Source organism: Rhizobium sp. NLR16a (genome assembly GCF_017948245.1).
GTDB lineage: Bacteria > Pseudomonadota > Alphaproteobacteria > Rhizobiales > Rhizobiaceae > Rhizobium.
On the sequence record NZ_CP072865.1, the window covers coordinates 1,139,398 to 1,158,696 of the forward strand.

General features: G+C 62.7%; 18 protein-coding genes and 1 tRNA gene. 14 read left to right on the plus strand and 5 right to left on the minus strand.

Annotated elements, in window-relative coordinates:
• The first annotated feature begins 71 nt into the window (after nt 1-71).
• The 9 genes from J7U39_RS05285 (at nt 72) to J7U39_RS05325 (ending at nt 8,743) form a co-directional block, all read left to right on the plus strand.
• Entirely contained in the window at nt 72-1,049 is a 978-nt protein-coding gene (locus tag J7U39_RS05285) for an ABC transporter substrate-binding protein (RefSeq protein WP_210630770.1), read from the plus strand.
• A gap of 7 nt (nt 1,050-1,056) precedes the next feature.
• Complete coding sequence (locus J7U39_RS05290) at nt 1,057-2,751, plus strand: iron ABC transporter permease (RefSeq protein ID WP_210630772.1); 1,695 nt, start codon at nt 1,057-1,059, stop codon at nt 2,749-2,751.
• Complete coding sequence (locus J7U39_RS05295; protein ID WP_210630774.1) at nt 2,739-3,758, plus strand: ABC transporter ATP-binding protein; 1,020 nt, start codon at nt 2,739-2,741, stop codon at nt 3,756-3,758. The genes J7U39_RS05290 and J7U39_RS05295 overlap by 13 nt, the downstream gene beginning before the upstream one ends.
• A 117-nt stretch (nt 3,759-3,875) precedes the next feature.
• Nucleotides 3,876-4,985, plus strand: a complete 1,110-nt coding sequence (locus J7U39_RS05300; protein WP_210630775.1) for an endonuclease/exonuclease/phosphatase family protein — start codon at nt 3,876-3,878, stop codon at nt 4,983-4,985.
• An 8-nt stretch (nt 4,986-4,993) separates the two neighbouring features.
• A complete protein-coding gene (locus J7U39_RS05305; protein ID WP_210630777.1) occupies nt 4,994-5,764 on the plus strand; it encodes an NUDIX hydrolase in 771 nt (256 codons plus the stop codon).
• Nucleotides 5,765-5,991: 227 nt separating this feature from the next.
• On the plus strand, nt 5,992-6,903 hold the full coding sequence (locus tag J7U39_RS05310) for a PhzF family phenazine biosynthesis protein (protein WP_210630779.1): 912 nt from the start codon (nt 5,992-5,994) through the stop codon (nt 6,901-6,903).
• 219 nt (nt 6,904-7,122) lie between these two features.
• Nucleotides 7,123-7,198, plus strand: a tRNA-Lys gene (locus J7U39_RS05315).
• 141 nt (nt 7,199-7,339) lie between these two features.
• The gene (locus J7U39_RS05320; protein WP_210631595.1) at nt 7,340-7,636 is read left to right on the plus strand and encodes a hypothetical protein; all 297 of its coding nucleotides are present in this window, start codon (nt 7,340-7,342) and stop codon (nt 7,634-7,636) included.
• Nucleotides 7,637-8,440: 804 nt separating this feature from the next.
• Nucleotides 8,441-8,743 (plus strand): acid shock protein, encoded by a 303-nt coding sequence (locus tag J7U39_RS05325; protein WP_210630781.1) that lies wholly within the window; start codon nt 8,441-8,443, stop codon nt 8,741-8,743.
• 513 nt (nt 8,744-9,256) lie between these two features.
• On the opposite strand, the gene J7U39_RS05330 is transcribed toward J7U39_RS05325, so the two are convergent.
• Nucleotides 9,257-9,571, minus strand: a complete 315-nt coding sequence (locus J7U39_RS05330; RefSeq protein WP_210630783.1) for a hypothetical protein — start codon at nt 9,569-9,571, stop codon at nt 9,257-9,259.
• Nucleotides 9,572-9,903: 332 nt separating this feature from the next.
• Here J7U39_RS05330 and J7U39_RS05335 point away from each other — a divergent pair, with 332 nt between their 5' ends.
• Both J7U39_RS05335 and chrA read left to right on the plus strand, forming a co-directional pair.
• Nucleotides 9,904-10,719: a sulfurtransferase/chromate resistance protein gene (locus J7U39_RS05335; protein ID WP_210630785.1), complete on the plus strand. Its 816-nt coding sequence runs from the start codon at nt 9,904-9,906 to the stop codon at nt 10,717-10,719.
• Nucleotide 10,720: 1 nt separating this feature from the next.
• Nucleotides 10,721-12,142, plus strand: coding sequence for a chromate efflux transporter (gene chrA, locus J7U39_RS05340; RefSeq protein ID WP_210630786.1), 1,422 nt, complete (start codon nt 10,721-10,723; stop codon nt 12,140-12,142).
• On the opposite strand, the gene J7U39_RS05345 is transcribed toward chrA, so the two are convergent.
• The 4 genes from J7U39_RS05345 to znuA form a co-directional block, all read right to left on the minus strand.
• Entirely contained in the window at nt 12,143-13,474 is a 1,332-nt protein-coding gene (locus J7U39_RS05345) for a hemolysin family protein (protein ID WP_210630788.1), read from the minus strand.
• A gap of 93 nt (nt 13,475-13,567) precedes the next feature.
• Entirely contained in the window at nt 13,568-13,951 is a 384-nt protein-coding gene (locus J7U39_RS05350) for a VOC family protein (protein WP_210630789.1), read from the minus strand.
• A 475-nt stretch (nt 13,952-14,426) separates the two neighbouring features.
• A complete protein-coding gene (zigA, locus tag J7U39_RS05355) occupies nt 14,427-15,632 on the minus strand; it encodes a zinc metallochaperone GTPase ZigA (RefSeq protein ID WP_210630791.1) in 1,206 nt (401 codons plus the stop codon).
• 144 nt (nt 15,633-15,776) lie between these two features.
• Nucleotides 15,777-16,859 carry a zinc ABC transporter substrate-binding protein ZnuA gene (gene znuA / locus J7U39_RS05360; protein WP_210630793.1) on the minus strand — a complete coding sequence of 361 codons (1,083 nt, stop codon included), beginning with the start codon at nt 16,857-16,859 and terminating at the stop codon, nt 15,777-15,779.
• A 101-nt stretch (nt 16,860-16,960) separates the two neighbouring features.
• Between znuA and J7U39_RS05365 the strand changes: the two genes are divergently transcribed.
• The 3 genes from J7U39_RS05365 to J7U39_RS05375 are packed head-to-tail and all read left to right on the plus strand — an operon-like array spanning nt 16,961 to nt 19,111.
• Complete coding sequence (locus J7U39_RS05365) at nt 16,961-17,911, plus strand: metal ABC transporter ATP-binding protein (protein ID WP_210630810.1); 951 nt, start codon at nt 16,961-16,963, stop codon at nt 17,909-17,911.
• A complete protein-coding gene (locus J7U39_RS05370; protein WP_210630811.1) occupies nt 17,904-18,716 on the plus strand; it encodes an iron chelate uptake ABC transporter family permease subunit in 813 nt (270 codons plus the stop codon). Before J7U39_RS05365 ends, J7U39_RS05370 begins: the two co-directional genes overlap by 8 nt.
• Nucleotides 18,713-19,111, plus strand: a complete 399-nt coding sequence (locus J7U39_RS05375) for a Fur family transcriptional regulator (RefSeq protein WP_210630812.1) — start codon at nt 18,713-18,715, stop codon at nt 19,109-19,111. Before J7U39_RS05370 ends, J7U39_RS05375 begins: the two co-directional genes overlap by 4 nt.
• Nucleotides 19,112-19,299 lie beyond the last annotated feature (188 nt).

Sequence of the window (19,299 nt, forward strand, 5' to 3'; positions counted from 1 at the left end):
GCTGCGTCCTGTCACATACCTGTCAACGACCCCTAATAAGGGAGGGTGACGCAATCCCGAGGACCCCTCCCATGAAGACGATCGTTTCCGCCGCTGCTCTTCTCGCCGCGAGCTTTTTTGCCATTCCGACCTCGGCCGCAAACCTCGTTCTCTACACCAGCCAGCCGAACGAGGATGCGCAGGCGACGGTCGATGGCTTCATGGTCGCCAATCCCGATATCAAGGTCGACTGGGTGCGCGACGGCACGCCGAAGATCATCGCCAAGCTCCAGGCCGAGATCCAGGCCGGCAACCCGGTCGCCGACCTTCTGCTCATCGCCGACATGGTGACGCTGGAGCGCTTGAAGCAAGACGGCAAGCTGCTCGCCTACAAGTCGCCGGAAGCCGCGCAATACGACGCCAGTCTCTATGACGCCGACGGCTACTATTACTCGACCAAGCTGATCACGACAGGCATCATGTACAACACCTCGGCCGGCATGAAGCCCGCGGGCTGGAAGGACCTGACCAAGCCGGAGGCCAAGGGCCTCGTCACCATGCCGAGCCCGCTCGCCTCGGGTGCGGCGCTCATCCACGCCCAGACACTGGCTGCCGTTCCCGGCCTCGGCTGGGACTTTTACAAGGCGCTTCAGGCAAACGGCGCGATTGTCGCCGGCGGCAACGGCGCCGTGCTGAAGTCGGTCGCCTCGGGCGAAAAGGCTTACGGCATGGTCGTCGATTACCTGCCGATCCGCGAGAAGGCCAAGGGCGCGCCCGTCGAGTTCGTCTTCCCGAGCGAAGGCGTTTCCGCCGTCACCGAGCCGGTCGGCATTCTCGCCAGCACCAAGAATGCGGAGGCGGCGAAGAAATTCGTCGATTACGTGCTCTCGGAAAAGGGCCAGGAAGGCTTCCTCAAGCTCGGCTATATCCCGGCCCGCAACGACATGAAGCTGCCGGAGGGTTTCCCGGCGCGCGACGCCATCAAGGTGCTGCCGATCAAGGCGGAGGAAGCTCTGAAAAATACCGATCAGGATCTGAAGACCTTCTCGGGCATTTACGGTTCGAACTGATCCTTCCATGCATGGTTATGTGAGATCGGGAAACAGCCAGCCCGCCTGGCTGTTTCCTTTTATCGTCATATCAGTCCTGATCCTCAGCGTGCTGCCGCTCGCCCGCCTCGCCATGGTCGGCATTGCGGCCTTCGCCAACGGCGGCGTCATCGATGTGCTGAGCGAACCGTCGCTCTGGCAGGCCACCTATTACACCATCGTCACCGCGGTCTTGGGCACGATCATCTCGCTTCTCATCGGCTGCCTCTTCGCCTTCCTGCTGACGCTGACCGATCTTCCCGGCAAAGGGCCGCTCAGCTTCTTCTTCGTGCTGCCGATGATGATCCCGCCGCAGGTGACGGCGCTTGCCTGGGTGCAGATGTCGGGGCCGTCGAGCCCGTTGTTGAAGGCGCTCTCGCTTGCGCCGCCGCTGGGGTCGCCGCAGCCGCTCTATTCGGTGGGCGGCATCGCGCTGCTCTATGGCGTGCAGCATGCGCCGCTGGTCTATCTGGCGCTCAGGGCCGGGCTGATGACGCTGCCGCGCGACGGTGTCGAGGCCGCGCGGCTTTCCGGCGCCTCGAGCCTCAGGGTGTTCCGCGACATCATCCTGCCGCTGTCGCTGCCCGGCATCATCGCCGGGGCGGCAATCTCCTTCGTCTCCTGCACCGGCAATTTCGGCATTCCCGCCATTCTCGGCATCCCGGCCTCGATCTATACGCTGCCGACGCTCATCTTCACCAAATTCTCAGCCTTCACCAGCCGCACCTTCGGCGATGTCGCCGTGCTCTCGGGCATCATCGCGATGATCTCGGTCGCAGGGCTGATGATCCAGGACCGGGCGCTCAGAGGCCGGGACTATCGTGTCATCGGCCTGTCAGGGGCAAGTGCCGCTTTCCAGCTCGGCCGCTGGCGCTTCCTTGCCACGCCGCTTCTCTGGGCGATCCTGTTCTTCATGCTGGCCGCACCCTTCTCCGCGCTCGTCGCCGGCGCGCTGGTGCCGGCCTATGGCGTGCCGCTCACCTTCAAGACCATGTCGCTGCATGCCCTTCAGGAGATCCTATTCCGGCAGGCGGTCACGCGCACGGCCTTTGTCAATTCGCTGTCGCTTGCCGGCGCCACCGCGCTTGGTCTGCTCGTCGTAACGGTGCTTGCGGCTTATGTGCTGACGCGGCGCAGAGACCTGGCGTCGCGCATCGTCGCCAGCCTGATCGAGATACCCTATTCGCTGCCCGGCATCGTCTTGGCGGTCGCCTTCATCCTGGTCTTCGCCGCACCCGTCCCGGTCCTCAACATCTCGCTTTACGGCACGATCTGGATCATCCTGATCGCCTATTTCTCCTCCTTTTTCGCCGTCAGCCTAAAGCCGCTGATCACCGCCTTCCACCAGCTCGATCCAGCGCTGGAAGAGGCCGCACGGCTTTCCGGCGCCGGCTTCGTCCGCCGACTCTTCGATATCATCGTGCCGCTGATTGCGCCCGCCGTCGGCGCCTCGGTCATCCTCGTCTTCCTGATCGCCTGCAACGAGCTGACGATCTCGGCGCTGCTCTGGTCGGCCGGCACCCAGACGCTCGGCGTCGCGATCTACAATCTCGATGACAGCGGCAGTTCCGACCTTGCTTCGGCGCTCTCAGTGCTCGTCGTGCTCATGGTCGTCGTCATGATGCTGCTGCTCGAGCTTCTGGCCAAACGCCTTCCGAAAGGGGTGGTCCCATGGCGCAACTGACCCTCAATCAGGTGGCCAAGGATTTCGGCACCGGAAGGGCGGCCGTCAGCGGTTTTTCGCTCGATGTGCGCGAGGGCGGTTTCCTGGCGCTGCTCGGGCCTTCCGGCTGCGGCAAGACGACGGTGCTGCGGATGATCGCCGGTTTCGAGGCGCCTTCCGACGGCTCGATCCATCTCGGGGAGCGGCTGCTTGCCGATGCGGCGCAATCGCTGCCGCCGGAAAAGCGCAATATGGCGATGGTCTTCCAATCCTATGCGCTCTGGCCGCATATGAGCGTGGCCGACAATGTCGGCTATCCCCTCAAGGTGCACGGCATCTCGGGTGAGGCCTACCGGGCGAAAGTACAGGACGCGCTCTCCACCGTCCGGCTCGCCGATTACGCCGGGCGGCGGCCGGCCGATCTCTCCGGCGGCCAGCGCCAGCGAGTGGCGCTCGCCCGCTGCCTGGTGACGTCGCCTGACGTCGTGCTGCTCGATGAGCCGCTCGCCAATCTCGACCGGCACCTGAAGCAGGAGATGGAGGAGACCTTCCGCGAGTTCCACCAGCGCTCGGGCGCGACGATGATTTACGTCACCCACGATCAGAGCGAGGCGATGGCGCTCGCGACCGACGTCGCCGTCATGTCGGAGGGCCGGCTGCTGCAGGTGGCATCGCCGGCCGAAATCTATGCCCGGCCGGACGGCCGCATTGTCGGCGGGCTGATCGGGCGCGGCGCGATCCTGACGCTGCCTGTGATGGGCGGCGAACGCCATCTGGAGTGGGATGAGTTGCAGGATGCGCTGCAGGCGGCCAATATCGATGGCGCCGATATTCTGGTGCGGCCGGAGGATGTGATCATCGGCGGCGAGGGCGCTCCCGCGACCGTCGAATCCGTGCTTTTCGAGGGCGAGCGCTACGCCGTCAAACTGACGCTCGGCAACGGCCAGACGCTGCGCGCCTACAGCCGCGTCGTCGTCGAGGCCGGAGAAGCCGTGCGTGTCGTCATCCGCGCGGGGTGGCGGCTCTGATCGAGATAATCGCATCCGGGGGCGGCAAGAGGGGCGTTTGTCCGCAATTTTCTCGGCCCGCCACCTTTTCCTGCAGCGATTGCCGGATAAGGTACTGCGCGCAACCGGACTCATTCCATGTCGCTTCGCCTCGCCACTTTCAACGTCGAAAACCTGCTCACCCGTTTCGATTTTACGGGTTTTCGCAACCAGCTTCGCCAGGACCGCGTCATCAAGCTTTTCGAGGTGAACAGCGAGGGCGTCTATCAGCAGCTCGAGCAGGCGCGCGTGATCGCCGCCACCGATGATACGAGGCAGATGACGGCGCTGGCGATCGCCGATGCCGACGCCGATATCCTCTGCCTGCAGGAAATCGACAATATGGCCGCTCTTCAGGCGTTCGAATACGGCTATCTCTTCCGCATGGTCGGAAACGGCTATCGGCAGAAATTCCTGGTCGAGGGCAATGACAGCCGCGGAATCGATGTCGCCGTGCTGATGCGCGAGGAAACGCGCGATGGCCAGAAGATCGAACTCAGGGATATCAGAAGTCACGCGATGACGACCTATCGCGATTTCGATCTCTTCGACGAGGAACTGGCGCTTACCAACCGTATCGACGACAAGATCTTCAAGCGCGACTGCCTGGAGCTCGACCTCCTGATCGGCGGCAGGCCTTTCTCGCTCTATGTTGTGCATTTCAAGTCGATGGGCAATCCGCGCGACGGGCTGGACGGGCGGCAATCGACACTGCCGCTCCGTCGCGCCGAGGCGCGCGCCGTGCGTCGCATCATCGAGGACCGCTTCGGCGCCGGCCACACCGCCTCGAAGAGCTTTGCGATCTGCGGCGACATGAACGACTATCAGGAGCGCGTCGCCGTCGTTGGGCGGCGCGGCACCGGTTATCATTTCGAGCATCAGGCGGAGACCGAAAGCGCGCTCGACGTCTTCAGCCATGACAGTTTTGCGGAAAATGTCGTCCGCCGTCGTCAGCCCCTCGACCGCTGGACGCTTTATCATGCGCGCGGGCCGCAGGAGCAGCACCTCTGCCAGCTCGATTATATCTGGCTTTCGCCCGCACTTGCCGCCCATAATGCCGGCCGCCTGCCCGAGATCATCCGCAGCGGCCAACCCTACCGCACCATCTTCCCGCCGGGGCAGGAGGTGGAGCGTTATCCCCGTACCGGCTGGGACCGGCCGAAGGCCTCCGACCATTGCCCCGTCATCATGACACTGGATCTCCCCTGAAAGCGAACATGAAAACGAATTTGAGCAGAAATTTTCCGAACGCCGATTTTCCCGATGATTTCGCCGGCTGGCCGCCGGAGAACACGGTCTTCCCCATCGCCGGCGTTGATCTCCGCGTCCTGCCCGGCACTCATCCTTTCGTCGCCGCCGAGGAGACGGCGATCCGCGAGAATTGGGTGAGGGAGATCGCCGCCAACCCGGCGCTCTTCGATGGGCGGCTGATTTTCCAGCAGCGGCTGTCGCTCGGTAAGGAAGGAATTTCGGGTGAGGGCTACGTCACGCCCTTTTCCGCCTTCATGTACTGGCGCCGCCAGCCCCAACGCCAAGGCGGGCTGCACATCTTCGCCTATCCCGTGCTCGAAAGCTCCGACGGCGCGCTGGTTGCGATCCGCATGGGTGCGCACACCGCCAATCCCGGCCAGGTCTATTTCGCCGCCGGCTCGCTGGAACCCGAGGATATCTTCAACGGGCGCTGCGACATCGAAGCCAATATGCGCCGCGAGGTTCTCGAGGAAACCGGCCTCAATCTTTCCGATTCGGTGGCGGGGCAGCAGCTCTTTTCCAGCCACGCCAGGCGTACGGTGACGTTGCTGAGGCTCTTCCGTTTCGACCTGACGGCAGACGAGATGGTCGATCGGATCGAGGCCCACATGCTGGTCGCCGAAGACAAGGAGATCGCGGGTGCGGTGGCGATCCGTTCGGCTGATCGTGACGCGTATCCGTATAACATCTCCATGCTGCCGGTGATTGACTGGTATTTCGGGAAGAGTGGCGCATAGGGCGCGGCAATCGGAGGCCGCCCTCGTCCTTCGAGGCCCCTTTCGGGGGTACCACGCTCGTCAAGCGCTTCCGAGAAAAAATCGATTTTCATTAACGATCCCGCGCAAATTGCGGGCTGCCGACGTCTCGTGCCGGAGACGGGTTGTTCTTACCCGAGTTAGCGCCTTGCACTCGGTCGCATGGTCGGGCAGGTTGGCGGCGCGACGATCGATTCAAGGAGGCCGATGTGGCGCGAAGCTACAGCGTCTATGACGTGTTCACCGATCGAAAGCTTGCGGGCAATCCGCTGGCGGTGGTTTTCGACGGCGACAATCTCAGCGACGAGGCGATGCAGGCGATCACCCGGGAGATCAATCTCTCCGAAACGGTTTTCGTGCAGCCTTCAACCAATCCCGCCTACGCGGCGAAGCTCAGAATCTTCACGCCGGGCCGCGAGCTGCCCTTTGCCGGTCATCCCACAGTCGGCACGGCGGTGGCGCTGGCCGAGCGGGCTCATGGCGCAGCGGCGCTCGATCTCGTCATGGTGCTTGAGGAAAATGTCGGGCCGGTGCGTTGCGCCGTGCGGCTGAGGCAGGGCGAGGCGAGCTTTGCCGAATTTGACCTGCCGCGCAAATCGCAGCAGGCCGTCATGCCGCTCGACAAGCTCGGTATTGCCGATGCGCTGTCGTTGAAGGTCACCGAAATCGGCTTCGAAAACCACGTTCCGTCGGTCTGGAGCGCCGGCGTTCCGTTTCTGCTCATTCCGGTGCACGATGTCGGCACGGCGCAGCGGGTGGAATTCGATCCGCAGCTTTGGGAAAAGATCGTGCCCTTCGTCGATGGCGCGCTGGCCTCGGCCTATGTCTATTGCCGCGGCGGCGTCAACCACGTGGCGAAGTTCCATGCGCGCATGTTCGCCAGCGGCATGGGCATCGTCGAGGATCCGGCCACCGGGGCGGCGGCGGCCGCTCTCTCCGGCGCAATCCGCCATTTTGACCGGCTGACCGACGGGCACCACCCGATCATGATCGAGCAGGGCGTCGAGATGGGCCGTCCGTCCTTCATCCACCTGCATATCGATGTCGAAGGCGGGACGATTTCCAACGCGCGGATCGGCGGCCAGGCGGTGCGACTGGCGAGTGGCACACTCGATCTTTGAGTTTATGAGAGCGCCGCGCTCCGGCAGGCGGGACGCTCTATCACCTTGAATTGGCGCATCATCCCTCGCGGAGATCGTTTCCGATTTTTAGGATTGTGCGCCGCATTTCGGCGCTGCGGAAAAATCTTTGAGATTAACCAAAGAATTTTCGCTGATGCGCTGGACAAGCCTGCCGATCCTGTTTATACGCCCCGTCACACCGCGCAGCCAAGCGCGAACGGGTGATTAGCTCAGTTGGTAGAGCAGCTGACTCTTAATCAGCGGGTCGTAGGTTCGAGCCCTACATCACCCACCAATCTTCTTGAAAAGATCGAGATTTTTAAATTCGGACCGGGCTTCCGGTTTGATGGAAATCGTTCCAGAAACGGAAGATCTGGTTGATACTGGCTGCACCGACACGCTTGCCCTATGTTCTTCTCCGAAGCTGGAGGGTTTCATGAAAAGCGTCGTCTTTGCCGTTGCCTTGTCGCTGTCGTCGCCGGCTCTTGCTGGCGGCGTGATGGAAGTCAAAGCGAGCGCACATAGCTGCGGCGAGATTGCGCAGATCATCCGTCAGAATAAGAAGGTCTTCGTTCGAGTCGGTTTTGGCGGGCGCAGTTTTCGGTATCCGCCGGCGCAATGCAGCCTGGGCGACAAGCGCAGCACGGCGAGTTTCCGCGATGCTGAAGGGCGGCAGTGCGTCCTTGATTATGCCTGCGTCTATGATCCCGCCTCGCTTTACAATTTCCCCTGACAATGCGGCAACTGTCTTAACTCTTTGAGAACCATTGACAAATGGGAGCGAAACTCCTTGAACCCGGAGCCTCAATGCCAGGGAAATGTCATGTCAGAGCAGCCTGGCTTTAGCATCGGGGCCGCCGTAACCGGTTGGCCACCTTCAGAAGTGGATCTGGCTGCCCCTATTTTGCGAGCACATAAAAGCTATGCGCTCGCTACTATCGCAACCTGCTGGCCGACGCCAACTTCTTGAGAGATCAGCTCCTTATCGCCAGCAGTCTGATGTCGAAAAATATCGTGCGCCGCTTGAAGGCTCAGAAAGAGCGTCTTGTACCATGAAGCACCAGAAGGGCATCGACCTTGTCAGGTCTGGCGCCGACGCCGGCTACTCAGTCAACGAAGGCAGCCGACGAGGGGCTTCAGGACTGGGCTCGACCAAACCTGCGAGAAGGGCCACGGCCCATGGCGGGGATCAGCTGACATTGGCCGAGGTCAAGAAAGGGGAGAGCCTCAGCGCGAGGTGCGTGGCATGCTGTCACGAAGCCTGGATCGACCATTCGGAGCTCGCGCGACGGTTCGGCGCCAGTACGATGATCGGCATGCCGACGCCAAGGCTGCGGTGCGGATCGTGCGGCAATAAGGGTAACAACAGATGGATTGCGGATGGAGGGGCATCGCATCACCAGGCACCACACGTCAGGCGATGGTCGCTTTGAATGAGAGCGGGCGGGAATTCCTGCTCCGACGCGGTGCAGGCGAATTCCCTACTGGCCCTCTGGGCCGAGCGCCCTACTTCAGCCCTCCCATTCAGGAGTTACCCATGAAAAGTGTCGTCGTGGCCGTCGCGTTATCGCTGTCGTCGGCAGCCTTTGCCGCCGAGACGGTGGAAGTCAATGCCAGGGACCACAGCTGCGCGGAACTCCGACGCGTCATTCAGCAGGAAAAGCGGGTCTTCGTGCGCATGGGATTCGGCGGCCGCAGCTTTCGTTATCCGCCGGCGAGGTGCAATCTGGGGGACAAATACGACACTGCGCGAGTGAGAGACGCGGACGGCAAGATCTGCCTCCTCGACCATGAGTGCGTCTACGATCCTCAGTCTTTCTATAACAGAATCCCCAACTAGCCTTTGAATCCCAGCGTCGCTCGACCAATCGAGCCTGCGAAAGCGCCGGCCCGGTCCGGACCGATGGCGGCGATGTCGACACGATGGAGAGCCATTCCGGCGGCAGTTACAAGACCTCCGGTAGCCGAGACCGCTTTTCCAGACCGGCAGAGCCTTAAGGGTCCGACGGCAAGAAATCAATAAAGGCAGGTAGCCGGACTGGTTCGGAGTTGGTGACGAGAACAAGAAAAAAGGCCGGGCGAAACTCGCACCGACCTTCCTCGATCTGTCTCAATGACGGCTGCCAGTACATCCGTGGTCAGCCGTCAGAGACAAATTTAATAATCTCTAAATAAGTGCCGATTGCGGTTATTCAAGGGGCGGCCGCACAAAAGAAGCTCGTGCCCGCGCGTCACTCTGAGATTGCGGTCACCTTAGGATCATACGCATCTTCGATGCATAGATCCTCCTTGGCGTGTCCTGGCCGGACGCGCCAAGGAGGTATCTAGCGCGGCTCCTTTCGACCGGCAGCGGTTACTGCTGAGCAGGAGCGGCCGGCGGGGTAGCCGGTGCGGGTGCCGGAGCAGGCGTTGCGCTGTTATCGGTCGGAGCGATCGGCTTAGCCGGGGCCGGCTCGGACTGGGTCGTGGAGGCTGTCGTATCCGGCGAAGTGCCGGGAGGTGTGCTGCTCCACTGCGAATAGGCGAATGCAGCAACAGCGATCACGGCCAATGCAGCAACCCAAACAACCCACGTATTGCTGCTGCGCGTCGTCGGCGTCGTGCGCAGATCCAGGTTCGGGTTCAGCGGGCGGTTCGGATCGTTGGCATTATTGGGGTCGTACGACATGGTACTTTCTCCTCTTTCGGTGATGAAGTAATGGATCAGTGGGACTTTTGTTCCATTCTGGGGCCGAAGTGCCTGTGTTGGCGGGATTTTTGAGCCTGGAGCGGCTTCTTGAGCGGAAAGCAAAAGGCAATTGCGGGGATGACGCCTGAGGAGATCGTGCTGTCATACGCACAGCACAGCCGCCGTATAGACGGGCATAACCGCAGCGGAAGCGTCGTTCTTGACAGGACGGGGTGTCTTTGCCAATGCTTTGGATCTGGGGTCGCGATCACCCCACGAGGCGTCATGCTGAAGAATCGCGTCCGGTAAACCCGATCAACGGAGGACGCGTCATGCCGTCATTTCTCGAAATTTCTCCCGACAAGCTCAGCCGCCTCATTGGTACTCCTGGGGCGCCCTGCATCATCGACGTCCGCACGGACGAGGATTTCGGGCTCGATCCGCGCCTGGTGCCGGGCTCGATCCGGCGCGACCACGCCGAGGTTGCGTCCTGGGCTGATAGCATCAATGCCGATGCCGTCGTCGTGGTCTGCCACAGGGGCGCCAAACTCAGCCATGGTGTCGCCGCCTATCTCAGGCATGCCGGGATCGAGGCGGAAAGCCTCGAAGGCGGCTTCGAAGCCTGGGTCGCGGCGGGACCCGTCGTGCCCGAGGCGAAGCTGCCGCGTCGCGACGGGCAGGGACGCACCGTCTGGGTGACACGGGCGCGGCCAAAAATCGACCGCATTGCCTGTCCCTGGCTGATTCGGCGTTTCGTCGATCCGAATGCCGTCTTCCTGTTCGTGCCGGCGCCTGAAGTTGTCGCCGTCGGCGAGCGCTTCGGGGCTGCGCCCTTCGATATCGAGGACGTGTTCTGGAGCCATCGTGGCGAGCTCTGCACCTTCGACGTGATGGTCGAGGAGTTCGGCCTGGCCTCCGAACCGCTCTTGCGCCTGGCGCGGATCGTCAGGGCGGCGGATACGGCCAGGCTCGATCTCGCGCCCGAGGCATCCGGTCTGCTTGCCGCCTCGCTCGGCCTCTCGAGAATGTATTCCGACGATCTGGAGCAGCTCGAGGCCGGAATGCTTCTCTACGATGCCTTCTTCCGCTGGTGCCGCGATGCGACCGAAGAGACCCACAACTGGCCCGCGCCGAAAAAGAGAGTATGAGATGGTCGACATGACGGAGAATGCGCCCGCCGGACAGGCGGGCAAGAAGGACGCGGGCGAGGGGCATCACCACGGCGTTTCGTTTGGGGAGGCGTTCCGGGTGTGGCTGCGCGTCGCCGCCTTGAGCTTCGGCGGCCCGGCCGGCCAGATCGCCGTCATGCACCGCATTATCGTCGACGAGAAGCGATGGATCGGCGAGCACCGCTTTCTGCATGCGCTGAATTATTGCATGCTGCTTCCTGGCCCCGAGGCGCAGCAGCTCGCTGTCTATATCGGCTGGCTGATGCACCGCACATTGGGCGGTCTCGTTGCCGGCGTGCTCTTCGTGCTGCCGGGCTTCCTGTCGATCCTCGGCCTCAGCTACATCTACGCGGCCTATGGCAGCGTCGGCATCGTCGCCGGCCTGTTCTTCGGCCTGAAAGCGGCCGTCCTTGCCGTCGTCGTGCAGGCCGTCATCCGCATCGGCAGCCGGGCGCTGAGGAACCGCGTCATGCTTGCCGTGGCGGCCGCGGCCTTCGTCGCCATCTTCTTCCTCCACGTGCCGTTCCCGCTGATTGTGTTGGCCGCCGGAATCATCGGTTTCTTCGGCGGCAGGCTCGGTCTCGACGCCTTCAAGGCGGGCGGCGGCCATAAGGCCGCAAGCGGCGCGATGCTGTCGGATGCGGAATCGGCGCTAGGCGAGGGTATTCCGGCGCATGCGCGCGCCAACCTCGCCTGGTCGATGCGCATATCAGCTATACTGCTCGCCCTCTGGCTGGTGCCGGTCGCCACCCTTTACGCGTTCTTCGGCCCAGGTGACGTCTTCAGCCAGATCGGCCTGTTCTTCAGCAAGATGGCGGTCGTCACCTTCGGCGGCGCCTATGCCGCGCTCGGCTATGTCGCGCAGGAGGCCGTGCAGCATTTCGGCTGGCTGAAGCCGGGCGAGATGCTGGACGGTCTCGGCATGGCCGAGACGACGCCGGGGCCGCTGATCATGGTGCTCCAGTTCGTCGGCTTCATGGCCGCCTTTCGCAATCCCGGCTCGCTCGATCCGATGCTTGCCGCCACCCTTGCTGCGATCCTGACGACATGGGTAACCTTCGTGCCCTGTTTCCTCTGGATCTTCCTTGGTGCGCCCTTTATCGAAAAGTTGCGCGGCAATGTCGCGCTTGCCGGGGCAATGTCGGCGATCACGGCGGCGGTGGTCGGCGTCATTCTCAACCTCGCCATCTGGTTCGGCCTGCATACGCTGTTTGCCGAAGTCGCGCAGGTCAGTTTCGGAAACCTGCGGCTCGATATTCCACAGCTGCAATCTGCCGTACCGGCGGCGATCGCGCTCTCTGTCGCCGCCGCCATCGCACTTTTCCGCTTCAAGACCTCGGTTATCACGACGCTCTTCGGCTGTGCGATCGCTGGCATGCTCTGGACGCTGGCGATAAACTGATCAGGCCTCTGTTCCCTCGGCGGGAACGCGGGTTGCGAGCATCTTGTCGATGCGCATGCCGTCCATGTCGAGCACCTCAAAGCGCCAGTCTTCGAAGAGGAAGGTTTCGCCGGCTTCCGGGATATGCTGGAGCTGATGCAGCGCGAAGCCCGCCAGCGTATGAAAATCGGCGTCGGGGCGATCCTTGAGGCCCAGCCGTTCGAAGGCGTCGAAGGCCGGCATCATCGCGTCAATCAGCAGCGAACCGTCTTCCCGCACGACAATGTCGGGCTCCTCGTCGGCGCCCGGCAGATCGCCGGCGATGGCTTCGAGCAGGTCGGTCTGGGTGACGATGCCTTCGAGACTGCCATATTCGTCGACGACGATGGCGAGGCGAACGGGCGACGCCTTGAAGCTGTCGATGACGCGCACGACCTTGCTACCCTCGTGCAGCACCAGGGGCTGCTTGATCACCTCCAGCGGCCTGACCTTGCCGCCGTCGAGGACCTGATCGAGAAGATCCTTCTTCAACACCATGCCGATCGGTTCGTCGATCGAGCCGCGGGCGACCAGCAACTGCTCATGGCTGCACTCTCGGATCGTCTTCAGAATCTCCGCCTCGCTGTCGTCGGCATCAAACCATTCGATGTCGAGACGCGGGGTCATGATGTCGGAGATCGGCCGGTCGCCGATGTTGAATACCCGCTCGACGAGTTGCTGCTGCACCTGGTTCAGAAGACCGGCCTCCTGGCTCTCGGCGACCAGCAACTTTAACTCCTGCGGGGAGTGGAACGAGGATTCTCCGGTTCCGGCGCGAAGGCCGACCGCCCGCAGCACAAGGTTGCCCATACCGTTCAAGGTGAAGATCGCCGGCTTGAACAATAGCAGGAAGAGGCCGAGGGGACGCACGACGGCAAGCGAGGTCGCCTCGCTGCGCTGCAGCGCCAGGCTTTTCGGCGCAAGTTCGCCGAGCACGATGTGCAGCGCCGTGATGATGACGAAAGCGATGACGATGGAGACGGTATGGGCGCCGGTTGTCGCCCACGGTTCAGGCAGCCAGGAGAGCAGCGGTTCGATCAGATGGGCGAGCGCCGGCTCGCCTACCCAGCCCAGAGCCAGCGACGAGATGGTGATGCCGAGCTGGGTTGCGGCGAGATTAGCATCGAGATTGTCGATGGCGCGCTGGAGAGCGGAGGCGTTCATGCGACCGGCCGCGACAAGCTCGGTAACACGGCTGCGCCTCATCGAAACCAGTGCGAATTCTGCGGCGACGAAGAAGCCATTGGCAGCGACGAGAAAGAACACGGCTAGTATCCCGACAAAGTCGAAGAGCCCGCCCGCGGATTCGGACATATTTTGCTTACCCCTGAATTGATGCGAGTCCGAAACTACACGCTCGCACAGAGCTGGCAAGGCGCGGCCGCCATTCTTGCGATGCCGCGGCGCTTATCGCTTCGGCGCTTCGAAGAGCTCGACAGGGTTTCCGGCCGGGTCTTCCAGCAGGATCTGCTTGCCGCCGATGCCCTGGACTATGTCGTTGCGAAAATGCGCGCCCGCCTGGCGCAGCTTAGTGACTTCGGCTTCGAGGTCGGCGACTTCGATCTGGATGCGGTTCCATCCACCGGGCTCCGGCCATCGTCCGTCCGGCATCGCCTGGGAGGCTCCGCCCGGTCCGGTTGTGCCGCTGACGAGCAGACGAAAACCGTCCCTCGTCAGAATGGCGAAGCTCGGGGCCGGGTGAAGCGCGACCGAAAAGCCGAGATGCCGCGTGTAGAATTCCAACGCGGCGTCGACGTCGTCAACGATATAACGCATGCTGATGCCGGGCATGATTTCCTCCATCATCTTTAAGGCGAGCGATCCCGGACGACGGATCCAATGGCCCCAGGCGCTCGATCGAAGGTGCGGAGCAGCGCTCCGTTATTTGAATCTGCGCCCAATTCCGCACAAAATCGAATCCGATCTTCGGGACTATGCGTCGATCGCGTCGTGTCGGGAAGAACGGCAGTTCACTGGAGTGTGTAAAATTAAACTAAAACGCCGATTGGGAATGGATGAGGGCGGTGAAGGGATAAGCACAGTCGCTCTCCCCGCCTTCCTCATTCCTGTGCTCGTCACAGGGATGAGGGTGGGTGAGGTGACGCCTGCCCTAAACCTTCCGGCGCACAGCGGCGATGATGCCAAGCAGTCTCTTCGGCATCAACCTTCACATCGCCCTCATGCGTCGACGGATGCAGCCCCTCGACCGGCGGCAACGGATCGCATTCCTCGCAGACGCAGCGATATCGTTTGATCGCTGTCGCCTTCATGCCGCCTGCCGGCTCCAGCTGGCGAAGGGGTCGGGCAGGTTGCGCCAGCGTTCAGGTGTGAAGGCATCACTTTCCACCAGACAGGCGTCGAGTTCGCTGCTGATCCACGCGTCGTCCATCGGGTCGGCGCCGATGAAGACGATTTCCTGGCGACGGTCGCCCCATACGGGGTCGAGATAGGGGCCGATGGCGCTGAGGAAACCGGGCGCGTCGGGCCATTGTTCGCGCGGCACGGAAGCCCACCACAGGCCCATCTTGCCGGTGCGCACGATCGCGCCGGCCTGACTGATCTCGCCGACATGGTGCGGTCGGGTCGCCAGCCAGAAGAAGCCCTTGGCGCGCACCACGCCCGGCCATGTCCGATCGAAAAAAGCCTGCAATCTTGCCGGATGGAAGGGCCGCTTCTCGCGATATACGAAGGAGCGAATGCCGTATTCCTCGGTCTCCGGCACGTGATCCCTGAAGCCGTGCAGTTCCTTGTACCAGAGCGGATGGGTCTCGGCCCTCTCGATGTCGAAACGGCCGGTGCCAAGCACCTCCGCGAGCGGCACCTTGCCGAAATCCGCCTCGATCAGCTTCGCATCCGGATTGAGGCCGATGATGATCTTGCGTGCGGCGTCGCGCTGCTCGTCGCTTGCCGTGCCGATCTTGTTCAGCACCACGACATCGGCGAATTCGATCTGCTCGACCAGCAGGTCGACGATCATCCTGTTGTCGCCGTCGCCTGCGGTTTCGCCGCGGTCGGCGAGGAGATCGGCCGAGGCATAGTCGGCCAGCAGATTGGCGGCATCGACGACGGTCACCATCGTATCAAGCCTTGCGACATCGGACAGGCTTTCACCGTTCTCGTCGCTGAATTCGAAGGTGGTGGCGACGGGCAGGGGTTCGGCGATACCTGTGGATTCGATCAGCAGGTAATCAAAGCGGCCCTGATCTGCGAGCTGACGCACCTCCTTCAGCAGGTCGTCGCGCAGAGTGCAGCAGATGCAGCCGTTGGTCATCTCGACCAGCTGTTCCTCCGTGCGAGAGAGATTGGCGCCGCCATCGCGCACCAGTGCGGCGTCGATGTTCACCTCGCTCATGTCGTTGACGATCACGGCGACGCGCAGGCCCTCGCGATTGGCGAGCACATGGTTGAGCAGGGTCGTCTTGCCGGCGCCGAGAAAGCCGGAGAGTACCGTGACCGGAAGTCTGTTGTCCATGGGAACCTCATCGGATCGATATTTGATGTTATATCATTACATCTGTGGCGACGAAAAAAGGCGGAACGGGGTCATCCGCCTCTTTCCGCCTCAGCTCTCCCCGGGAGGCCTTTTATCAAGGCGCTCCCGCGCGTCGCATGAATGTCATGCGCTGGAGAGGCAGGCCTTCATGCTGTCGGCAATGCCGCGCATGAGGGTGAAGTAGAGATCGGGGCCGGCCTTGAGGGTCGCTGCTTCCGGATCGAGCACACCTGATTTGGCGCTCGTGCCTTCGATGACGACCTTGACGAGGCGCGGCTCGAATTGCGGTTCGGCAAAGACGCAGGTTGCGCCGAGTTCGCCGACCTTGCGGTGGATTTCCGACACGCGCTCGGCGCCGGGAATGGTTTCCGGGCTGACGGTGATCGAGCCGGCGACGCGGATGCCGTAACGGTTCTCGAAATATTGGTAGGCGTCGTGGAAGACGACGAAAGGCTTGTCCTTGACGGGGGCGACGGTGGCGGCGATCTCCTTGTCCAGCGCCGTCAGCTTATCGTCAAGCGCCTTGGCATTGGCCTGATAGGTCAGTGCATTGGCGGGGTCGGCGGCGACCAGTGTCGTGGTGATGACAGTCGCCATCGCCTTGGCATTCATCGGGTCGAGCCAGAGATGCGTGTCGAAGGCGCCGTGGCCGTGCTCATGCTCTTCATGATCATCGTGATGCGCGTGGCCACTGTCATGTCCGGGCTCAGCCGCATGATCGTGGCCATGGTCATCTTCGGCGGCATCCGCATGCTCGGGGGCGCTTTCGTGGTCCCCGTCGTCATGCGGCTCGAAGGCGCCGCCTTCGCGGAAGGGCAGCTTGGTTAGTCCTGGAGCGTTGTCGAGTTCGACGACACTGGCGTTCGAGCCCAGCGTCTCGAGCGGCTTTTCCAGGAAAGCCTCCAGGTTCGGGCCGACCCAGAAGACGACCTTCGCCTCCTGCAAGGTCCGCGCGTTCGAGGGCTTCATGCTGTAGGTGTGCGGGGAGGCGGCGCCATCGACGATCAGTTCCGGCTCGCGCACGCCCTGCATGATCGCCGCAACCAGTGAGTGGATCGGCTTGATCGATGTGACGACGACGGGCGCATCGGCAGCCCGCATTGTCCCGGCAAAGAGCAGGGCGGGGATCGCGAGGACCGGGATGGCGAGGGCAGCCGAAATTCTGAGGGCCAGGGTTTTCAGGGCAGGCCCCAAGGCGCGTTTCATCATCTGCTCCGCTTGAATTACAAATGTTATGTTATTACATCAATTGCGTTATGCTATAACGTGTGCAATAGCAGGATGCAACAGCGCTTTCGGAAAATTTGATGCTCTCTCCCGCAAATACCAAGGGCGAACGGCTGGTTTCGCTCGAAAATGTCGGCGTGTTGCGCGGCGGCCGCTGGCTGGTGCGCGGCGTGGAATTTTCCGTTTCGCGCGGCGAAATCGTCACGCTGATCGGGCCGAACGGCTCGGGCAAATCGACGAGCGCCAAGGCGGCGATCGGTGTGCTGAAGCCGGACGAGGGCAGGGTGGAGCGCCTCTCCGGCCTCAAGGTCGGCTATGTCCCGCAGAAGCTTTCGATCGACTGGACGCTGCCGCTGACGGTGCGCCGACTGATGACGCTGACCGGGCCGCTGCCGGAGCGCGACATACAGGCCGCACTCGAAGCCGCCGGCATTGCCCACATGATTGGCGCCGAGGTGCAGCACCTTTCCGGCGGTGAGTTCCAGCGGGCGCTGATGGCCCGGGCGATTGCCCGCAAGCCTGACCTGCTGGTGCTCGACGAGCCGGTGCAGGGGGTGGATTTCTCCGGCGAGATCGCGCTCTACGACCTCATCAAATCGATCCGCAACGCCAGCGGCTGCGGCGTCCTGCTGATCTCGCACGATCTCCATGTCGTCATGGCCGAGACCGATACGGTGATCTGCCTCAACGGCCATGTCTGCTGCCGCGGCACGCCCGAGGCCGTCAGCCGCAGCCCGGAATATGTGCGCCTGTTCGGCAGCCGGGCGGCTCAGACGCTCGCCGTCTACAGCCATCATCACGACCACACGCACCTGCCGGATGGTCGCGTGCTGCATGCGGACGGCTCAGTGACCGACCATTGCCATCCCGAAGATGGACATCACGCGCATGAGCACGCTCACGATTCCCGTGAGCATGCACATGGCCAAGATCATGGGCATGCGCATGCCCACGCTCATGGCGATCATCATGGGCACGATCATGCTCATGAACATGCCCATTCCCGCAGCGGGGAGGGCCGCCATGCTTGACGATTTCTTCGTGCGCGCCATCCTTGCCGGCGTCGGGCTGGCGCTGACGACCGGGCCGCTCGGCTGCTTCATCATCTGGCGGCGCATGGCCTATTTCGGCGATACGATCGCCCATTCGGCGCTGCTCGGCGTCGCGCTTTCGCTGCTCTTCGAATTCAACCTGACGCTAGCCGTCTTCGCTGTCGCCGCGCTCGTCTCGGTGCTGCTGCTCTTCCTGCAGAAGCGCCAGGCGCTGTCGGCCGATGCGCTGCTCGGCATCCTCTCGCATGCGACGCTGGCGATCGGCCTCGTCATGGTCGCCTTCATGAGTTGGGTCAGAATCGATCTCATCGCCTTCCTGTTCGGCGATATCCTCGCCGTGTCCACCACCGATATTGCGCTGATCTGGGGCGGCGGGCTGTTCGTGCTGGCGGCGATCGCCTGGCTCTGGCGGCCGCTGCTCGCGGCCACCGTCAATGCCGAGCTTGCCGAGGCCGAGGGGCTGAGACCCGAGCGGGCGCGGCTGTTCTTCATGCTGTTGATGGCCGTCGTCATCGCGATTGCCATGAAGATCGTCGGCATCATGCTGATCACCTCGCTGCTGATCATTCCGGCGGCGGCGGCGCGGCGCTTCTCGGTCACGCCGGAGATCATGGCTGTGCTGGCCTCGCTGATCGGAGCGGCCGCCGTCGTTGGCGGGCTGTTCGGCTCGCTGACCTACGACACGCCGTCCGGTCCTTCGATCGTGGTCGCGGCGCTGATCCTCTTCATTCTCAGCCTGCTTCCCGTCAGGCGCCGCGCGCTCGCGCAAGGACAAGGCTCATGACAACACCGCAACTCACCAAGAACCAGTCGCTGGTCTTCGAGGTGCTTGAGAAGGCCGAGGGGCCGCTCAGCGCCTATACCATCCTCGACAAGCTGCGCGACCATGGTTTTCGCGCGCCGCTGCAGGTCTACCGGGCGCTGGAGAAGCTGCTCGAATATGGTGTCGTGCATCGGCTCGAAAGCATCAATTCCTTCGTCGCCTGCGCCCATCCGGGCGACAATTGCCACAGCCACGGCATCGTCGCCTTTGCCATCTGCGAAAGCTGTGGCCAGGTGATGGAATTCCACGACCACGAGGTCGACCACCGGCTGATGAGCTGGGTGCGCGGGCAGAAGTTCAAGCCCGAGAAGACCACGATCGAGATTCGCGGATTGTGCGAGGCCTGCGGGGCGTAAGACGGGGAGCCGTCCCGTTGCAAACAACAGAGCGCTCAAAAGGATAAGGCCGGCAAACCGGCCCTCCACGTGCTGACAACCTTTTTCCGTCCGAGTCAGCCTCGCGCTGGCTTCGAGGATCTGCTTGGTGCGACCGCAGGGAGATGCTCGCGACAAGCGCGAGCATCAGGAAAGAGGGGTTGGCCCGC